Source organism: Sulfuricella denitrificans skB26, from assembly GCF_000297055.2.
Classification (GTDB): domain Bacteria; phylum Pseudomonadota; class Gammaproteobacteria; order Burkholderiales; family Sulfuricellaceae; genus Sulfuricella; species Sulfuricella denitrificans.
The window spans coordinates 607,361-623,886 of the sequence record NC_022357.1; the positions used below are offsets into that span (position 1 = coordinate 607,361).

Consider the following 16,526-nt stretch of genomic DNA (forward strand, 5'->3'; position numbering starts at 1 on the left):
CAACCATCATGCTAATTATTCCTGCAATTGACTTGAAAGACGGGCACTGCGTGCGTTTGAAACAGGGGTTGATGGAGGAGGCGACCGTCTTTTCCGAAGACCCGGGTGCGATGGCCAGGCACTGGCTGGATGCCGGCGCACGCCGGCTCCACCTGGTTGATCTGAACGGTGCTTTTGCCGGCAAACCGGTCAATGGCAGTGCCATTCGGGCCATCGTAGACGCGGTGGGTACAGACATTCCAGTACAACTGGGTGGTGGAATCCGTGATCTCGAAACTATAGAGCGCTATCTGGATAACGGTATCAGCTACGTCATTATCGGCACTGCTGCGGTGAAGAACCCGGGTTTTCTACATGAGGCCTGCTACGCTTTTCCTGGTCAGATCATTGTCGGTCTTGACGCCAAGGATAGCAAGGTAGCGGTGGATGGCTGGTCGAAGGTGACCGGGCATGACGTTATTGACCTGGCCAAGAAATTCGAGGGTTATGGCGTGGAAGCGATCGTGTATACCGACATTGGCCGCGATGGGATGCTTTCCGGGGTGAATATCGAAGCGACGGTAAATCTGGCGCGAGCGCTGACCATTCCGGTTATCGCCAGCGGGGGCATTACCAATTTGGACGATGTGAAGAATCTTTGCACAGTTGAAGCCGAGGGCATCATGGGTGCAATTACCGGTCGAGCGATTTATGAGGGTACGCTCAACTTCGCCGAGGCGCAGAAGTTGGCGGATGAACTGGGCGGAACGGCCTGATGGGTTTGGCCAAGCGCATTATTCCCTGCCTCGACGTGACCGACGGTCGCGTTGTCAAGGGGGTTAATTTCGTGGCGCTGCGCGATGCCGGTGATCCGGTCGAGATCGCGCGTCGCTACGACGAGCAGGGCGCCGACGAACTGACCTTTCTCGACATCACCGCGAGCAGCGATAACCGTGGGCTAATTTTGCATATCATCGAGGAAGTGGCGGCGCAGGTGTTCATTCCGCTCACCGTGGGCGGCGGTGTACGTGCCGTTGACGACGTACGGCGGTTGCTCAATGCCGGTGCTGACAAGGTTGGCATCAACACCGCCGCGGTGACCAATCCACAACTGGTTGCAGATGCCTCGTCACGTTTCGGCTCGCAGTGTATCGTGGTGGCAATCGACGCCAAACAGGTATCTGCCGCGGGCGAGCCGCTGCGCTGGCACGTGTTTACCCACGGCGGACGCAAGGACACCGGGCTGGATGCGGTGGCATGGGCAGAGAAGATGGAACAAATGGGTGCCGGCGAGATCCTGCTGACCAGCATGGACCGCGACGGCACCAAGATCGGTTTCAATCTCGATCTGACCCGCGCGGTGGCGGATGCAGTCGGTATCCCGGTGATTGCCAGCGGCGGCGTCGGCAACTTGGATCATCTGGTGGATGGGGTGCTCAAAGGGCACGCCGATGCAGTGCTGGCAGCCAGCATTTTCCATTATGGCGAATATTCCGTCGAGCAAGCAAAGCGCTATATGGCGCAACACGGCATTGAAGTGAGACTATGAGCGCAAAAGATATCTGGCTGAACAAGGTGAAGTGGACGGATGATGGTCTGGTACCGGTTATCGCCCAGGATGCGACGAACGGGACGGTGCTGATGTTTGCCTGGATGAATCGTGAAGCCCTCAAACTCACGTCGGAGAGTGGCGAGGCGGTGTACTGGTCGCGCTCGCGCAAGAAGCTGTGGCACAAAGGCGAGGAATCCGGCCATGTGCAGAAGGTCAAAGAGATTCGCCTCGACTGCGATGAGGACGTGGTGCTCCTCAAGGTCGAGCAGATTGGCGGAATCGCCTGCCATACCGGTCGCAACCACTGTTTCTTTCAGAAACTGGAAAAGGGTAACTGGCTGGTGGTGGAGCCGATTCTGAAAGACCCGGCGGAGATCTACAAGAAATGAGCGATATACTCAGTCGGCTGGCAGATACTCTGGAAGCCCGAAAGCAGGCTGATTCGACTAGCTCCTACGTGGCCAAACTTTACGCCAAGGGGCTGGACACTATACTGAAGAAAATTGGTGAAGAAGCTACAGAAACCATTGTGGCGGCGAAGAATGGCGACCGTCAGCAGATCGTGTACGAAACCGCTGATTTGTGGTTTCATTGTATGGTGATGCTGGCTAGCCAGGGAGTGCGCCCGGAAGAAGTGCTCGACGAGTTGGCGAGACGCGAGGGGTTGTCCGGTCTTGCCGAAAAGGCAGCGAGGAGCGAGCAATGAGCGACTGCATCTTCTGCAAAATCGCGGCGGGCGAAATTCCTAGCCGCAAGGTATACGAGGACGGTGAACTTATCGCTTTCCATGACGTCAACCCCGTAGCGCCGGTTCATTTCATGATCGTGCCGAAAGAGCACATCGACTCGCTGGAGAGCTGTCATGCCCGGCATGAATTGCTGCTTGGCCGTATCCTCTTGCTGGTACCGGTGCTGGCGAAAGAACAGGGACTCAACGACGGATTCAAGACGGTCATTAACACCGGCAAGGGCGGCGGTCAGGTGGTGTTTCACCTGCACGTCCATGTCATCGGCGGCGGCAAGCTGTCGCACGTATAACTACTAGAGGAGAAGGAAATGGGCTCATTCAGTATCTGGCATTGGCTGATCGTACTGGTGATCGTGCTGGTGATCTTCGGCACCAAGAAGTTGCGGAACGTAGGCAGCGATTTGGGCGGCGCGGTAAAAAGCTTCAAGGAAGCTGTCAAGGAAGAGGAAAAGACGTCGAAGATCGATGCATCGGCGCAGCAGACCGGCCAAACCATCGAAGGCGAAGTCAAGAACAAGACCGTATCGTAATTCGCCATGTTTGACTTTAGTTTTTTCGAGCTGATGGTGATTGGTGTCGTAGCACTGATTGTCATCGGTCCGGAGCGTATGCCGAAAGTGGCTCGTACCGCGGGTCTGCTGTTCGGTCGGGCGCAGCGTTATGTTTCCGAGGTCAAGGCCGACATCAATAACCAGCTCAAGCTGGAAGAGTTGCGCAAAATCGAAGCCGATCTACGCGCCAAGGCTTCGACTGCCGAGCATGTGATTATCGAGGAAACCCGGCACGTCGAGCAGGAATTCAGGGGCGCGGCCGAACTGGCCACACCGGCTGATACGCCGTCACAGGAGACCGAGGCTGCGGAAAATCCCGGAATGCCGCAGTCCCTGCCATCCGCAGAACCTCCCGCAGTCGAATCGGCGCAGCTTGAGTTGGGTCTGGATTCGGCGCGGCCCCACCAAGCTGAGGCTTCATCGAAGTGATAACACCAGAAACTTCCGAATCGTTTTTTTCCCATTTGATTGAGCTGCGCAGCCGATTGATGCGCGCACTGATCGCGGTGGGATTGGTGTTCATTTGCCTGTTCCCTTTCGCAAGCGATCTTTACGCCCTGCTGGCGCACCCTCTGCTTGTCGTGCTGCCCAAGGGCGGTCAGATGATCGCTACAGACGTTACTACGCCGTTTTTTGTACCGATGAAGGTGGCAATGATGACCGCCTTCATGATAGCCCTGCCCTATGTGCTTTACCAGATATGGGCTTTCATTACCCCTGGTCTGTATGCCCATGAGAGACGGCTGATCGCACCGCTGGTGGCGGCGAGCACTTTCCTGTTCCTGTGCGGTATGGCTTTCGCTTATTTCCTGGTGTTCCCGGTGGTATTCGGTTTTGTTACTTCGGTCGCGCCGCAGGGCGTGGCCGTGATGACCGATATCAACAAGTACCTGGATTTTGTCCTGACCCTGTTTGTGGCCTTCGGCATCACTTTCGAGGTGCCGGTAGTGGTGGTGGTGCTGGTGAGGATGGGCATGGTCAGCGTCGAGAAGCTGCGCGAGATCCGTCCCTATGTAGTTGTCGGGGCCTTCGTGATCGGCGCCATTTTTACTCCGCCCGATGTGGTATCCCAGATCATGCTGGCGGTGCCGTTATGGTTGCTGTACGAACTGGGTATTGTGATCGCCTCGATGATGGTGAAAAAGGCTGCTGAGCCTGAGCCGGGTTACCAGCCGCTGAGTGATGAGGAAATGGAGCGCGAACTTGATACGATAGAGCAGAAGCAGGGCGAAACGCGGGACTAGGATTTGCCCGTTTCTGTCGTCCACATCGAGGGAATGAAACGGATTACGCGGTTGCGGCCCTGGCTCTTGGCCTCGTAGAGCGCGACATCAGCGAACTTGACCACTTGCCAGAAAGTATCCGTGTCGGACGGAAATTCCGACACACCGATGGAAATGGTTTTCTGCAGTATCATGCCCGGTAGCGAGATCTTGGTTTCCTCGACTTTTGCGCGGATCTTTTCAGCGACATTCATCGCGATTTCTCCGCTGGTGTCCAGCAATACGATGAGAAACTCCTCCCCGCCGTAGCGTATCACCATGTCGGACGTGCGGACGCTCTTGACCAGGGTTTCGGCAAGAGTTTTGAGAACCTTATCGCCGGCTTCGTGGCCGAAGGTATCATTGACCTTTTTGAAGTAGTCCAGATCCAGCATGAGTACCGAGAAAGGACTTTGCCGTCGCTGACTGGTGGCGACCAGGGTGGCGGTGTATTCCTCCAGGAATCGCCTGTTATAGAGGCCGGTCATGGCGTCGCGCAGGGAGCTTTCGCGCAGGTGCTCCATCAGTCGCTTTGCTTCGAGCACTGGTGCGGTTTCCCGCAGGTATACGGCGATAAATGGGATCATGAATTTCGCTAACGGCGCTTCTTCGAGGCTCACCACGATCTGAACTACACAGCCTACCGTACCAGACTGGGTAATCGGCATACATAGATGAAGATGTTTTTCCCCTTCGCCTTCATCCCGGAACATGGTGCAAATGCCGGGGGAGTCTATGCCATTGGCTTCGTGGCCGGTGCGCTTTACTCGGCATGAATTGGCGTCGATCAGGATTTGTGAGTCGCACCAGCGGCATGGCGCATTGATTTCGCCATCGACTGCAACCGGCGCCATGCGGTTTTTGCTAGCGGCCACTTCGTAGATGGAAAATTGGTGAAAATCGTATTTGTCGTTCAACACATTGACCAAGCGCTGATAGACTTCCAGCTTGGTCTGGTCCTCCTCGATAGCTTGCTTGTATCGGGAAACTTCCACTAATCCCTCCACCATTTCAGTGGTGGTGACCAGCTGATTGCCGACGTTGAGTGGTCGGTGATGATGGCCCATTAATTCGCTCACGCGCCGGCCGATGGTGCCTATTCCCTCCTCCAGGAATTCCATCAGCTGATTGAGTTGACCGGTGATTACGCCAATCTCGTCGGAACCGCGTTGCTTGATACGTCCGTGGAAGGCTCCGCCAATTGCCTGGGTGACGACAGTCTTCACGGCGCCTGCAGTTTCTACCAGCGGGCGAAGCTGCCAGCGTAGAACCAGTAGTGTCAGCAAGGCGGCCAGGAATACAGACAGGCTGACCATTGCGGTGGCGGTGATGGCTTGCCGCTTAACGTCGGTCAGGGGGATGTCAATAGAGATTGCGCCGAGTACAGTGCCGTTGCTGACGGTGTGGCATTGCAGGCAGTTGGGGGTGCCATGGCCAGTGGCGATGTAGGGGATGATGGCGCGGAAGATTGAGCCCCCTTCCTTTTCCAGCACGTCGAAGCGTGCTTCGCCGCGGCTGATCACCTGGCTTTCAATTCCGTCAGCCTGGTGATCCTGAGCGAGGCCTGGGCCGAACTGCTTGACTACTGCTGGCCCGCGCATCATGCGCACATTCTGCACTCCCGGCACATCAGCCAGACGATCCAGAAATTCCGAGCGCTTGCCGATAGTGCCGTTGACCATGCTTTCGGTCAGGCCCACTTTGATGGTTTCTGCCACAGAGCGGGCGTGGTGTTCGGCTGTGTAGAGGGAGAACTGGCGGAAGGAATAAAGGCTGATAGCGGCTAGAAGCAGCACCAAAAATCCCATCAGAGCAGAGAAAAATAGCAGAGTCTTGGTGTTGAGGGTCATGGGTGAGAGTCTGTTGCGACTTGGAATCCCATGGATAATAGGGTTTTCCCCTATGCTCTGCAAGGGGTTACCCGCATTTTGCAGAATTTACTTCAATTGCTTGCCTGAGCTTTCGGCCTTTTTCCGATGCTGACATGGAGCTGGGCTTCGGTCTGGTTGCGCAAAATCTTCAGCGCGGCGACCTTGCCGGGTTCCAGGCTGGAAACCTGGTTGAGCATGTCGGTGGAGTCACCGACCGGTTTTCCACTGATTTCCAGCAGGACGTCGCCTGGCTTGACACCCGCACGGTCAGCCGGGCCACCGCGCAGTACTCCGGCAATCAGGACGCCGCTGGATTTGGGCATTTTGAACGTTTCTGCCAACTCTGGCGTGATGTCCTGCAACTCCACCCCAATCCAGCCACGTACTACACCGCCATGGAGGATGATCTGCTCCATCACTTGTTTGGCGAGGCTGACCGGGATGGCGAAACCGATACCCAGCGAGCCGCCACTACGGGAATAGATTGCGCTGTTGATGCCGATTAGATTGCCGCCAGCGTCAACCAGTGCGCCGCCGGAATTGCCGGGGTTGATCGCGGCATCGGTCTGAATGAAATTTTCGAAGGTGTTGATGCCTAAGTGGCTGCGCCCCAGGGCACTAACAATCCCCATCGTCACGGCCTGTCCGACTCCGAAGGGGTTGCCGATTGCCAGTGTCACGTCTCCGACCTGGAGATGCTCGGCATGGCCCAGGGTGATGGCGGGCAGGTTTTTCAGATCAATTTTCAGCACAGCAAGATCGGTATCGGGATCGGTACCGATGATTATTGCCGAACTTTTTCGGCCATCAGCAAGAGCTACTTCGATCTCGTCCGCGGCCTCGACGACATGGTGGTTGGTCAAAATATAACCATCCGTGCTGACGATAACGCCGGAACCCAAACTAGACGCGCGTTGTGGTTCGCCATCATAACGGTCGCCAAAAAAACGGCGGAACAGTGGGTCGCCCATGAACGGGCTGTGCGGCGCGGGAATTTCCTTGCTGGTGAAAATATTGACTACTGAAGGCATGGCTTTTTTTGCGGCGCCACTGAATGAGCCGGCCTTTTGCGCAACGCCGCCTGATGGCGCCTCTCGGACTGTAACCACCGAGCTGCCGCGCCATGGCAGAAGATCGGGCTGCAGCGTGGTGATAACGAATAGAGCGGCAAGACTGATGGTGGCGGTTTGTGCAAAAATGAGCCAGAGTCTGCGCATAGTTTTCTTTCGATATCGGTAATATTGCGTTTTATCATGGATGGCATGTTGAGAGCCGTCCAGAATTTAATTTGGGGTGCTTATGGAACTTTGCAAGCTCGAAGCTTATACCGGTCAGTTAATGGATGCGGACCAATTTCATGATTATTGCCCAAATGGGGTGCAGGTAGAAGGGCGGCCCGAGGTTTTTCGCCTGGTGAGCGGGGTGACGGCCAGTCTGGATTTGCTCAAGGCAGCGATTGGTGTGGGGGCGGATGCGATCCTGGTGCATCACGGTTATTTCTGGAAGAACGAGGATGCCCGTATTGCAGGGGTGAAGCGCGCCCGGATAGAGTTCCTGCTACGCCACAATGTCAGCTTGCTGGCTTACCATCTTCCGCTCGATGCGCATCCCGTGCTGGGTAATAATGCGCAGTTGGCGCAAAAATTGGGATTCGAGGTGGAAGGCAGGTTTGGTGAACAGAGTATTGCCTGTCATGGTGCACTCACTGACGAGTTGCCGCTTTGTGGGTTGGAAGAAAGAGTAACGAGAGTCTTGGGCCGTGCTCCACTGATTATCGGCGAAGGGGACACGCCGGTGCGGCGCATCGCCTGGTGTAGCGGCGCAGCCCAGGGATACTTCGAGGAAGCAATCCGGCTTGGTGTGGATGCTTTTCTTACCGGTGAGATTTCGGAGCAATGCGTCCATCTCGCACGTGAGGCGGGAGTCGCATTTATTGCGGCCGGTCATCATGCGACCGAGCGCTACGGGGTGCAGGCACTGGGAGCTCATCTCGCTCAACAATTTGGCATCAGTCATCAGTTTATCGACATTGATAACCCGGTTTAGTATAAGCAGTAACTGCGCTTTTTGTATAAAAAACAATGTATTGTATTATGTCCTGCAAGATTGTCGAATAAATTTGTTTAAGTTTTTCAGAAAAATTGGTTATAATTCGCGGTTTTTATGTCTCAAGAAATTTTCCGGACAGGGTTGTCCGGAATGTTTCGCGGCAGATTATTTATCTGGCGCCGTCGGTATTGACTGGGTAGCTTAAATTCAATATCGGGAGTGCCGTTGAGGTTTCCAAGAAAACGGGGATTCAGAGTATGAGCCAAAATGAAGTGGATCGCAGCAAACGGAGGTTCCTGATTGCTGCTACGACTGCGGTCGGTGGAGTGGCGGCGGTAGTGACCGTCATTCCTTTTGTCGCGAGCATGTTGCCGAGTCAGCGTGCGAAGGCAGGGGGCGCGCCGGTGGAAGTGGATATCAGCAAAATCGAGCCCGGTATGATCTTGAATGTGGAGTGGCGCGGCAAGCCGGTGTGGATCGTGAACCGCACCAAGGACATGCTGGACCTTCTGTCGAAGCATGACGACAAGCTGGTCGATCCCAAGTCCGAGATGATGCAGCAGCCCGAATACGCCAAGAATGCGACACGTTCGATCAAGCCAGAGTTTCTGGTGGCGGTCGGTGTTTGTACCCATTTGGGCTGCTCGCCGACCTTCCGCAAGGAGGTCGGTGCAGCGGACCTTGGCGCCGACTGGCCGGGCGGCTTCTTCTGCCCCTGCCATGGTTCCAAGTTCGATTTGGCTGCGCGCGTGTTCCAGGGCGTTCCCGCACCGACCAATCTGGTTATTCCGCCCCACAAATATTTGAGCGACAGCCGTATTCTAATCGGCGACGATAGCAAGGGAGCCTGATAAATGAACAGTCTTACAAGTTTGCTGGGTTGGGTGGACGCGCGTTTTCCGCTTACCAAGCTGTGGAAAGAGCATCTTTCCGAATACTATGCACCGAAAAACTTCAACTTCTGGTACTTTTTCGGCTCGCTGGCGTTGCTGGCGCTGGTGATCCAGATCGTTTCTGGCATCTTCCTCGCCATGAACTACAAGCCGGATGCGGGCCTTGCCTTCTACTCGGTGGAATACATCATGCGCGACGTGGAATGGGGTTGGTTGATTCGCTACATCCACTCCACCGGCGCCTCGATGTTCTTCGCCGTGATCTACCTGCACATGTTCCGCGGCTTAATCTACGGATCCTACCGTAAGCCACGCGAGTTGGTCTGGATTTTCGGTATGCTGATTTACCTGGCCCTGATGGCAGAATCCTTCATGGGCTACCTGCTGCCTTGGGGCCAGTTGTCCTACTGGGGAGCACAGGTGATCGTAAACCTGTTTAGCGCCATTCCGTTTATCGGTCCGGATCTTTCTCTGTGGATCCGCGGCGACTATGTGATCTCGGATGCCACGCTGAACCGTTTCTTCGCCTTCCACGTTGTTGCCGTGCCGCTGGTTCTTATCGGCTTGGTGGTGGCGCACATCATTGCGTTGCATGAAGTGGGCTCGAACAATCCGGATGGCATCGAAATCAAGAAGCACAAGGATCCCAAAACAGGCCTCCCGCTCGACGGCATACCTTTCCATCCCTACTATACGGTGAAGGATATTGTCGGGGTGATAGTGTTCCTGATGGTGTTTTCCGCGATTCTCTTTTTCAAGCCGGATATGGGCGGCTACTTCCTGGAATATGCTAACTTTGTTCCCGCCGATACGATGAAAACGCCGGAACACATTGGTGCACTGTGGTATTTCAACCCGTTCTATGCCATTTTGCGTGCGACGCCGCCAATGTTCGGTTCTCCACTCCCGGGTGTGATCGCGATGGGCGCGGCGGTAATGGTCTTCTTCTTCCTGCCTTGGCTCGACCGCGGCGCGGTCAAGTCGATTCGCTATCGTGGAACGATCTACAAAGTTGCGGTGGGGCTTTTCGTGGTCAGCTTCATCAGCTTGGGCATCCTTGGCGCCCAGGTACCTAATCCGCTTTATACCATTCTCTCCCAGATTTTTGGCGTGATCTACTTCGCATTCTTTTTGCTGATGCCGTGGTACACCAAAATCGACAAATGCAAACCCGTACCGGAAAGGGTGACAGGATAATGAAAAAGATACTGTTTCTCGTAAGCCTGCTGGCTTCAACGATGGCGTTCGCTTCCAGCGACCTCCATCTGGACAAAGCGCCTACCAACCTGAGCGACCAGCAGTCGCTACAGCGCGGCGCAAAAACTTTCGTCAACTACTGTCTCTCTTGCCACAGTGCGCAGGCGATGCGTTACAACCGCCTGCAGGACATTGGCCTCACCGAGCAGCAGATCAAGGACAACTTGATCTTCACCGATGCCAAGGTGGGCGATACCATGACCAACAACATGAGCAAGAAGGACGCCAAGGTATGGTTCGGTGCGCCACCGCCTGACCTCTCCGTTATTGCCCGCTTTCGTGGTGTGGACTGGCTCTATACCTATCTGCGCGGCTTCTACCGCGACGAGACCCGGCCGACCGGCTGGAATAATGTGGCTTTCGACAAGGTAGGTATGCCGCACGTGCTGAATGAACTTCAGGGCGAGCAGGTGCTGCACGTGGAGAAGCACGGTGAGCACGAAACCCACAAGCTGATGCTGGCCAAGCCGGGCAAGATGACGCCGGTCGAGTATGATGGCATGGTGGCGGATCTGGTGAATTACCTGGATTACATGGGCGAGCCGGCGAAGACGAAGCGAATGACGCTGGGTATTTATGTACTGCTTTTCCTGGCTATTTTCTTCGTGCCAGCTTATTACCTGAAGAAAGAGTACTGGAAAGATATACATTAAGCTGATGTGATCAGGCTACTAGCCTGAATCAGCGGAAACGGGCCACTATGGCCCGTTTCCGCTTTGGGCTCTAGTAAATCGTCTCGATAAAATGTTAGTATGAGCCGATTGGCCGGAGCGCAAAGGGGATGTTCCCCTCGGCAAGCCGTTCATTCCGATAGCTGGATTCTGGTTTCGGACACGCGGATTCGCCAATATAAACATGTCTACCACTATTAGTAGCAAAAAACCTATGATGACCCTTTATTCCGGCACTACGTGCCCTTTTAGTCAGCGTTGCCGCATCGTACTGTTTGAAAAAGGCATGGATTTCCAGATCATCGATGTGGATATTCACAACAAGCCTGAAGATCTGGCGGTAATGAACCCGTACAACCAGGTGCCCGTACTGGTGGAGCGCGATTTGATTCTGCACGAGGCGAACATCATCAACGAATACATCGATGAGCGTTTCCCTCACCCGCAGCTGATGCCGGCTGACCCGGTGATGCGCGGTCGGGCGCGACTATTCCTGCATCGCTTCGAACAGGAACTGTTCAGTCATGTCGCGGCGATCGAGCATGGTAGCCAGAAGGCGGCGGAGAAGGCGCGCGCAGCAGTGCGTGACAATCTGGCGCAGCTTGCGCCGCTGTTCGTCAAGCAGAAGTTCATGCTGGGCGAAGAGTTTTCCATGCTTGACGTGGCGATTGCACCCATGTTGTGGCGCCTTGATTATTACGGCATCTCCATGCCGAAGCAGGCTGCGGCCCTGCTGAAATACGGTGAGCGGTTGTTTAGTCGACCGGCATTTATCGAGGCGTTGACTCCGTCCGAAAAAGCCATGCGCAAGTGAGTGAACTGTCCACCAAACCATACCTCATTCGTGCCATCTATGAATGGTGTACTGACAGTGGGTTTACGCCCCATCTTGTAGTTGTGGTGGGCAAGCATACCCGGGTGCCGATGGAGTTCGCGAAGGACGGGCAGATAGTCCTGAATGTCAGCAAGGGGGCTACGCGTAACCTTCTCATCGGCAACGATGTGATTCAGTTCTCGGCGCGCTTCAATGGCGCTTCGCGTGACATTGAGGTGCCTATTGATGCTGTTGTCAGCATCTACGCCCGCGAAAATGCACAGGGTCTTTCCTTTGCGGTTGAAGAAGGGGTCGGCGTTCGTGGCGCGGAGGATGAAATGCCTTCGGATAGTGACGAATCTTCACCATCCCCGGATGAGGAACCGCCTAGTCCACGCGGAAAACCGAAACTGAAGCTTGTGAAATAACTATTTCCTGACGAGTGGGTTGTTGATTTCGTCTATTCGCAGATCTTAGCTCACGAATCGGTAGTTGTGGGCGCCACGCGATCACTATGCGGCTCCCGTTCAGCGCACTCCCCCCTCTAAGTGCGTGCGCATTTTTGTAAGCAAAAATCCCGGTCGTCAAGCTTAAGCAGGCCCGTTCCAACGAAGCTTTCCACAGTTTCGTTGCCAGACAGCAGGTCCTTCATAAGATGTGTCGATATTTAATAATTCCGGTACAGAGCGGTGAAAAATTTCCGAAGCGTCGTAACTGGATTTGCCGAACTCGTGCGAAGGCCCTATAATCCCGCCTTTGTTGCGTGGCCGGCATAGCTCAGTTGGTAGAGCAGCTGATTTGTAATCAGAAGGTCCCGAGTTCGATTCTTGGTGCCGGCACCAGAAGTTTTGGGATGCTGTGGTGTAAGTAAATGCAAATCGCGGCAAATGTGTTTGACAGGAAAGTGCAACACCGGCATAATTAGCGGTTACGTTCGGAGGGGTTCCCGAGCGGTCAAAGGGATCAGACTGTAAATCTGACGGCTCTGCCTTCGAAGGTTCGAATCCTTCCCCCTCCACCAGATTTTTAGTGGTAGTAGATTTAAATAAAGACGGGCTGGGCGCTCGTCTTGGTGCTCCTGACTCTAGTGGGTCATTGTTTCGGAATGCGGGTGTAGCTCAATGGTAGAGCAGAAGTTTTCCAAACTTACGACGAGGGTTCGATTCCCTTCACCCGCTCCAGTTAAGTGTTGGTAGCGCAGGTTTTATGCCCATGTAGCTCAGGGGTAGAGCACACCCTTGGTAAGGGTGAGGTCATCGGTTCAATTCCGATCATGGGCTCCATATTTTTTGTTCTGGATTAGTTGCTTAAAAGGGAAATAATCATGGCAAAAGGCAAATTTGAGCGGACGAAACCGCACGTAAACGTAGGTACGATTGGTCACGTTGACCACGGCAAGACAACGCTGACCGCGGCGATCACCACGATCCTGTCGAAGAAGTTTGGCGGCGAAGCCAAAGGCTATGACCAGATTGACAGCGCGCCGGAAGAGAAGGCACGGGGTATCACCATCAACACCGCGCACGTCGAATACGAAACCGCGAATCGTCACTACGCCCACGTTGACTGCCCGGGTCACGCCGACTACGTCAAGAACATGATTACCGGAGCCGCCCAGATGGATGGCGCCGTCCTCGTCGTGTCCGCCGCAGACGGTCCGATGCCCCAGACTCGCGAGCACATCCTGCTGGCTCGTCAGGTCGGCGTACCCTACATCATCGTCTACATGAACAAAGCCGACATGGTGGATGATCCTGAGTTGCTGGAACTGGTCGAAATGGAAGTGCGCGAACTGCTCTCCAAATACGACTTCCCCGGCGACGACACCCCGATCATCATCGGTTCCGCCCTGAAAGCCCTCGAAGGCGACCAGAGCGACATCGGCGAGCCCAGCATCTTCAAGCTGGCCGAAGCCCTCGACACCTACATTCCCCAGCCAGAGCGCGCCATCGACGGCGCCTTCCTGATGCCGGTGGAAGACGTATTCTCCATCTCCGGACGCGGCACCGTCGTCACCGGACGTATCGAGCGCGGCATCGTTAAGGTTGGCGAAGAGGTTGAAATTATCGGCATCAAGCCCACCATCAAGACCACCTGCACCGGCGTAGAAATGTTCCGCAAACTGCTGGATCAAGGTCAGGCCGGTGACAACGTCGGCGTACTGCTGCGCGGCACCAAGCGTGAAGACGTCGAGCGTGGCCAAGTGCTGGCCAAGCCCGGCTCGATCACCCCGCACACCAAGTTTACTGCCGAGATCTACGTCCTGAGCAAAGACGAGGGGGGTCGTCACACCCCGTTCTTCCAGGGCTACCGTCCCCAGTTCTACTTCCGCACCACCGACGTCACCGGTGCGATTGAACTGCCGGCCGGCACGGAAATGGTGATGCCTGGCGACAACATCTCGATCACAGTCGCACTGATACAGCCGATCGCGATGGAAGAAGGTCTGCGTTTCGCGATTCGCGAAGGTGGCCGTACCGTGGGTGCTGGTGTCGTAGCTAAGGTTATCGAGTAAGAATCGGTGAGGGGAGAGGGTGAGGCGGAAAAGCAGCTTCTCGCGCCTCACCTCTAACCCCTCACGAAAAAAATAGGCCAGTAGCTCAATTGGCAGAGTATCGGTCTCCAAAACCGAGGGTTGGGGGTTCGAGGCCCTCCTGGCCTGCCAAATAGATAGTGTGGAAAAGCGAACAAGCGACTGTAGTGATGAATTGATCGAGCGACCGGCAAATTTGCCGGTCGCTGTTTGCATTTCCGAAAAAGAAACCTTATGACAGATAAACTCAAGTTGGGCCTGGCTATACTGCTGCTTGCGGCGGGTGTTGCCGGATTCTACATCCTGTCCGAACATGCTTTGGTATTGCGTGTGCTGGCAGTACTGGCGGGCGTGGGCATGGCCATTTTTGTGGCACGCTTTACCAGTCATGGCCAGCAGTTTTTCGCTTTCGGCAAGGAGGCGTGGGTAGAAACCAAGAAAGTGGTGTGGCCGACCCGCAAGGAAACCTTTCAGACCACGGGTGTTGTGTTTTTGCTGGTGGTGGTGATCGCTATTTTCCTGTGGATTGTGGATGCCAGCCTGATGTGGGCGGTCAAATTACTGATGGGCCAGGGGGATTGATGGCAATGCGATGGTACGTGGTGCACGCCTATTCGGGCTATGAGAAGAGTGTGCAACGAGCTCTGCAGGAACGTATTGAGCGCGCAGGCATGCAGGACAAGTTCGGTCAGATTCTCGTGCCGGTCGAAGAAGTGGTCGAGATGAAAAGCGGCCAGAAGAGTATCAGCGAGCGCAAATTCTTTCCTGGCTATGTGCTGGTGCAGATGGAAATGGACGATGAGAGTTGGCACCTGGTAAAAAATACTGCCAAGGTGACCGGTTTTGTCGGGGGTTCCGCGCAGAAACCCACACCAATCAGTGAAAAGGAAGTTGCCGCGCTAATGCAGCAGATCCAGGATGGCGTGGAAAAACCCAGGCCTAAGGTGCTGTTCGAGGTGGGTGAAGCGGTGCGAGTCAAGGAAGGCCCGTTCACCGATTTCAATGGTATGGTGGAAGAGGTTAATTACGACAAGAGCAAGTTGCGCGTGTCGGTACTGATTTTCGGTCGTTCCACTCCGGTGGAGCTGGAATTCAGTCAGGTTGAGAAGGCCTGATCTAAAGGTTTTTTAACTGGGGAGCTCGGTACGGTGGTTTGTATAGAGCGTTTGCACCCATATTAGAGGAGTTGTAAAAGTGGCAAAGAAAATCATAGGTTACATCAAGCTGCAGGTGCCTGCAGGCAAAGCCAACCCAAGCCCACCCATCGGTCCGGCACTGGGTCAGCGTGGCCTGAATATCATGGAGTTCTGCAAAGCGTTTAATGCCCAGACCCAGGGTCTGGAAGTTGGCCTGCCGATTCCGGTAGTGATTACTGCCTACGCGGACAAGAGCTTCACCTTCATCATGAAGACGCCGCCCGCCACCGTGCTGATCAAAAAGGCCTCCGGCGTGCAAAAAGGCAGTCCGCGTCCGCACACCGACAAGGTGGGTAAGCTGACGCGTGCTCAAGCAGAAGACATCGCCAAAGCGAAGATGCCAGATCTGACCGCTTCTGATATGGATGCAGCAGTACGTACGATCGCCGGTAGCGCCCGTAGCATGGGCATTGAAGTGGAGGGCGTATAACATGGCACATATTTCCAAACGTACCAAGGCGATCACGGCCAAAGTCGATCCCACCAAGGCTTATCCGCTGGCTGAAGCGCTGACGCTGGTCAAGCAAACCGCTACCGCCAAATTTGACGAGTCCATCGACGTGGCTGTGAATCTCGGTATCGATGCGCGTAAATCTGACCAGCTGGTGCGCGGCTCCGTTGTATTGCCACGTGGTACCGGCAAAACCGTGCGTATCGCAGTTTTTGCCCAGGGCGACAATGCGACCAAGGCTAAGGAAGCGGGTGCCGACATCGTCGGTTTCGAAGATCTGGCTGCTGAAATCAAAGCCGGCAAGATGGACTTCGACGTGGTTATTGCCACCCCCGATGCGATGCGCATCGTCGGCCAGCTTGGCCAGATCCTTGGCCCGCGTGGGCTGATGCCTAACCCGAAAGTGGGTACAGTAAGCCCGAATGTGGCTGAAGCGGTGAAGAACGCAAAGGCAGGCCAGGTTCAGTACCGTACCGACAAGGGTGGTATCGTACAGTGCACCATCGGCCGTGCTTCTTTTGGCGAAGACGCTCTCAAAGAAAACCTTCTGGCCCTGATTGATGCCTTGAACAAGGCCAAGCCGGCTGCCTCCAAAGGCGTGTACCTGAAGAAAATGGCTGTTTCCAGCACCATGGGTGTTGGCGTCAGGGTGGATCAAAGCACTCTGGCTGCATAAAGAACTTTGGGTCTGCCGGGGGA

21 protein-coding genes and 5 tRNA genes are annotated in these 16,526 nt (G+C 55.1%); 24 read left to right on the top strand and 2 right to left on the bottom strand.

Features of this window, described 5'->3' with window-relative positions; translation table 11 throughout:
* Window positions 1-8: 8 nt before the first annotated feature.
* The 8 genes from hisA to tatC are packed head-to-tail and all read left to right on the top strand — an operon-like array spanning window position 9 to window position 4,074.
* A complete protein-coding gene (hisA, locus tag SCD_RS02930; RefSeq protein ID WP_009206614.1) occupies window positions 9-755 on the top strand; it encodes a 1-(5-phosphoribosyl)-5-[(5-phosphoribosylamino)methylideneamino]imidazole-4-carboxamide isomerase in 747 nt (248 codons plus the stop codon).
* Window positions 755-1,528 carry an imidazole glycerol phosphate synthase subunit HisF gene (gene hisF / locus SCD_RS02935; protein WP_009206613.1) on the top strand — a complete coding sequence of 258 codons (774 nt, stop codon included), beginning with the start codon at window positions 755-757 and terminating at the stop codon, window positions 1,526-1,528. The genes hisA and hisF overlap by 1 nt, the downstream gene beginning before the upstream one ends.
* The gene (hisI, locus tag SCD_RS02940) at window positions 1,525-1,920 is read left to right on the top strand and encodes a phosphoribosyl-AMP cyclohydrolase (RefSeq protein ID WP_009206612.1); all 396 of its coding nucleotides are present in this window, start codon (window positions 1,525-1,527) and stop codon (window positions 1,918-1,920) included. The genes hisF and hisI overlap by 4 nt, the downstream gene beginning before the upstream one ends.
* Window positions 1,917-2,237 (top strand): phosphoribosyl-ATP diphosphatase, encoded by a 321-nt coding sequence (locus SCD_RS02945; protein ID WP_009206611.1) that lies wholly within the window; start codon window positions 1,917-1,919, stop codon window positions 2,235-2,237. The genes hisI and SCD_RS02945 overlap by 4 nt, the downstream gene beginning before the upstream one ends.
* Window positions 2,234-2,569, top strand: a complete 336-nt coding sequence (locus SCD_RS02950; RefSeq protein ID WP_009206610.1) for a histidine triad nucleotide-binding protein — start codon at window positions 2,234-2,236, stop codon at window positions 2,567-2,569. Before SCD_RS02945 ends, SCD_RS02950 begins: the two co-directional genes overlap by 4 nt.
* Before the next feature lie 18 nt (window positions 2,570-2,587).
* Window positions 2,588-2,809 carry a Sec-independent protein translocase subunit TatA gene (gene tatA / locus SCD_RS02955; protein ID WP_009206609.1) on the top strand — a complete coding sequence of 74 codons (222 nt, stop codon included), beginning with the start codon at window positions 2,588-2,590 and terminating at the stop codon, window positions 2,807-2,809.
* Window positions 2,810-2,815: 6 nt separating this feature from the next.
* Window positions 2,816-3,259, top strand: coding sequence for a Sec-independent protein translocase protein TatB (gene tatB / locus SCD_RS02960; RefSeq protein WP_009206608.1), 444 nt, complete (start codon window positions 2,816-2,818; stop codon window positions 3,257-3,259).
* A gap of 59 nt (window positions 3,260-3,318) precedes the next feature.
* Entirely contained in the window at window positions 3,319-4,074 is a 756-nt protein-coding gene (tatC, locus tag SCD_RS02965; protein WP_051338831.1) for a twin-arginine translocase subunit TatC, read from the top strand.
* On the opposite strand, the gene SCD_RS02970 is transcribed toward tatC, so the two are convergent.
* Both SCD_RS02970 and SCD_RS02975 read right to left on the bottom strand, forming a co-directional pair.
* Window positions 4,071-5,942, bottom strand: coding sequence for a GGDEF domain-containing protein (locus SCD_RS02970; protein ID WP_009206606.1), 1,872 nt, complete (start codon window positions 5,940-5,942; stop codon window positions 4,071-4,073). The two genes, tatC and SCD_RS02970, sit on opposite strands and share 4 nt — an antisense overlap.
* Window positions 5,943-6,034: 92 nt before the next feature.
* Window positions 6,035-7,180 carry a Do family serine endopeptidase gene (locus tag SCD_RS02975; RefSeq protein ID WP_009206605.1) on the bottom strand — a complete coding sequence of 382 codons (1,146 nt, stop codon included), beginning with the start codon at window positions 7,178-7,180 and terminating at the stop codon, window positions 6,035-6,037.
* An 82-nt stretch (window positions 7,181-7,262) separates the two neighbouring features.
* On the opposite strand from SCD_RS02975, the gene SCD_RS02980 reads away from it, so the two are divergent.
* The 16 genes from SCD_RS02980 to rplA all read left to right on the top strand — a co-directional run bounded on the left by SCD_RS02980 (window position 7,263) and on the right by rplA (window position 16,503).
* Window positions 7,263-8,009, top strand: a complete 747-nt coding sequence (locus SCD_RS02980; protein ID WP_009206604.1) for a Nif3-like dinuclear metal center hexameric protein — start codon at window positions 7,263-7,265, stop codon at window positions 8,007-8,009.
* A gap of 260 nt (window positions 8,010-8,269) precedes the next feature.
* Window positions 8,270-8,863: a ubiquinol-cytochrome c reductase iron-sulfur subunit gene (gene petA, locus SCD_RS02985; protein ID WP_009206603.1), complete on the top strand. Its 594-nt coding sequence runs from the start codon at window positions 8,270-8,272 to the stop codon at window positions 8,861-8,863.
* Window positions 8,864-8,866: 3 nt separating this feature from the next.
* Window positions 8,867-10,102, top strand: a complete 1,236-nt coding sequence (locus SCD_RS02990) for a cytochrome b (protein WP_009206602.1) — start codon at window positions 8,867-8,869, stop codon at window positions 10,100-10,102.
* Complete coding sequence (locus SCD_RS02995) at window positions 10,102-10,815, top strand: cytochrome c1 (RefSeq protein ID WP_009206601.1); 714 nt, start codon at window positions 10,102-10,104, stop codon at window positions 10,813-10,815. The genes SCD_RS02990 and SCD_RS02995 overlap by 1 nt, the downstream gene beginning before the upstream one ends.
* A gap of 232 nt (window positions 10,816-11,047) precedes the next feature.
* Window positions 11,048-11,647: a glutathione S-transferase N-terminal domain-containing protein gene (locus tag SCD_RS03000; protein WP_021035762.1), complete on the top strand. Its 600-nt coding sequence runs from the start codon at window positions 11,048-11,050 to the stop codon at window positions 11,645-11,647.
* Window positions 11,644-12,075 (top strand): ClpXP protease specificity-enhancing factor, encoded by a 432-nt coding sequence (locus SCD_RS03005; RefSeq protein ID WP_009206599.1) that lies wholly within the window; start codon window positions 11,644-11,646, stop codon window positions 12,073-12,075. Before SCD_RS03000 ends, SCD_RS03005 begins: the two co-directional genes overlap by 4 nt.
* Before the next feature lie 338 nt (window positions 12,076-12,413).
* Window positions 12,414-12,489, top strand: a tRNA-Thr gene (locus SCD_RS03010).
* Window positions 12,490-12,583: 94 nt separating this feature from the next.
* A tRNA-Tyr gene (locus SCD_RS03015) sits at window positions 12,584-12,668 on the top strand.
* Between the two features lie 86 nt (window positions 12,669-12,754).
* Window positions 12,755-12,828: transfer RNA gene (locus SCD_RS03020), tRNA-Gly, on the top strand.
* A 27-nt stretch (window positions 12,829-12,855) separates the two neighbouring features.
* Window positions 12,856-12,930 (top strand) — tRNA-Thr (locus tag SCD_RS03025).
* 41 nt (window positions 12,931-12,971) lie between these two features.
* Window positions 12,972-14,162, top strand: coding sequence for an elongation factor Tu (gene tuf, locus SCD_RS03030; protein ID WP_009206587.1), 1,191 nt, complete (start codon window positions 12,972-12,974; stop codon window positions 14,160-14,162).
* A 74-nt stretch (window positions 14,163-14,236) separates the two neighbouring features.
* Window positions 14,237-14,312, top strand: a tRNA-Trp gene (locus SCD_RS03035).
* A 102-nt stretch (window positions 14,313-14,414) separates the two neighbouring features.
* Complete coding sequence (gene secE / locus SCD_RS03040; RefSeq protein ID WP_009206598.1) at window positions 14,415-14,762, top strand: preprotein translocase subunit SecE; 348 nt, start codon at window positions 14,415-14,417, stop codon at window positions 14,760-14,762.
* Window positions 14,762-15,295, top strand: coding sequence for a transcription termination/antitermination protein NusG (gene nusG, locus SCD_RS03045; protein WP_009206597.1), 534 nt, complete (start codon window positions 14,762-14,764; stop codon window positions 15,293-15,295). Before secE ends, nusG begins: the two co-directional genes overlap by 1 nt.
* A 79-nt stretch (window positions 15,296-15,374) precedes the next feature.
* Complete coding sequence (gene rplK, locus SCD_RS03050; RefSeq protein WP_009206596.1) at window positions 15,375-15,806, top strand: 50S ribosomal protein L11; 432 nt, start codon at window positions 15,375-15,377, stop codon at window positions 15,804-15,806.
* 1 nt (window position 15,807) lies between these two features.
* A complete protein-coding gene (rplA, locus tag SCD_RS03055) occupies window positions 15,808-16,503 on the top strand; it encodes a 50S ribosomal protein L1 (protein ID WP_009206595.1) in 696 nt (231 codons plus the stop codon).
* Window positions 16,504-16,526: the final 23 nt, after the last annotated feature.

Excerpts from the sequence above, each read along its gene's own strand:
- hisA (WP_009206614.1), top strand. The coding sequence starts at position 9 with ATGCTAATTATTCCTGCAATTGACTTGAAAGACGGGCACTGCGTGCGT.
- hisF (WP_009206613.1), top strand. The coding sequence starts at position 755 with ATGGGTTTGGCCAAGCGCATTATTCCCTGCCTCGACGTGACCGACGGT.
- hisI (WP_009206612.1), top strand. The coding sequence starts at position 1,525 with ATGAGCGCAAAAGATATCTGGCTGAACAAGGTGAAGTGGACGGATGAT.
- SCD_RS02945 (WP_009206611.1), top strand. The coding sequence starts at position 1,917 with ATGAGCGATATACTCAGTCGGCTGGCAGATACTCTGGAAGCCCGAAAG.
- SCD_RS02950 (WP_009206610.1), top strand. The coding sequence starts at position 2,234 with ATGAGCGACTGCATCTTCTGCAAAATCGCGGCGGGCGAAATTCCTAGC.
- tatA (WP_009206609.1), top strand. The coding sequence starts at position 2,588 with ATGGGCTCATTCAGTATCTGGCATTGGCTGATCGTACTGGTGATCGTG.
- tatB (WP_009206608.1), top strand. The coding sequence starts at position 2,816 with ATGTTTGACTTTAGTTTTTTCGAGCTGATGGTGATTGGTGTCGTAGCA.
- tatC (WP_051338831.1), top strand. The coding sequence starts at position 3,319 with ATGCGCGCACTGATCGCGGTGGGATTGGTGTTCATTTGCCTGTTCCCT.
- SCD_RS02970 (WP_009206606.1), bottom strand. The coding sequence starts at position 5,942 with ATGACCCTCAACACCAAGACTCTGCTATTTTTCTCTGCTCTGATGGGA.
- SCD_RS02975 (WP_009206605.1), bottom strand. The coding sequence starts at position 7,180 with ATGCGCAGACTCTGGCTCATTTTTGCACAAACCGCCACCATCAGTCTT.
- SCD_RS02980 (WP_009206604.1), top strand. The coding sequence starts at position 7,263 with ATGGAACTTTGCAAGCTCGAAGCTTATACCGGTCAGTTAATGGATGCG.
- petA (WP_009206603.1), top strand. The coding sequence starts at position 8,270 with ATGAGCCAAAATGAAGTGGATCGCAGCAAACGGAGGTTCCTGATTGCT.
- SCD_RS02990 (WP_009206602.1), top strand. The coding sequence starts at position 8,867 with ATGAACAGTCTTACAAGTTTGCTGGGTTGGGTGGACGCGCGTTTTCCG.
- SCD_RS02995 (WP_009206601.1), top strand. The coding sequence starts at position 10,102 with ATGAAAAAGATACTGTTTCTCGTAAGCCTGCTGGCTTCAACGATGGCG.
- SCD_RS03000 (WP_021035762.1), top strand. The coding sequence starts at position 11,048 with ATGATGACCCTTTATTCCGGCACTACGTGCCCTTTTAGTCAGCGTTGC.
- tuf (WP_009206587.1), top strand. The coding sequence starts at position 12,972 with ATGGCAAAAGGCAAATTTGAGCGGACGAAACCGCACGTAAACGTAGGT.
- secE (WP_009206598.1), top strand. The coding sequence starts at position 14,415 with ATGACAGATAAACTCAAGTTGGGCCTGGCTATACTGCTGCTTGCGGCG.
- nusG (WP_009206597.1), top strand. The coding sequence starts at position 14,762 with ATGGCAATGCGATGGTACGTGGTGCACGCCTATTCGGGCTATGAGAAG.
- rplA (WP_009206595.1), top strand. The coding sequence starts at position 15,808 with ATGGCACATATTTCCAAACGTACCAAGGCGATCACGGCCAAAGTCGAT.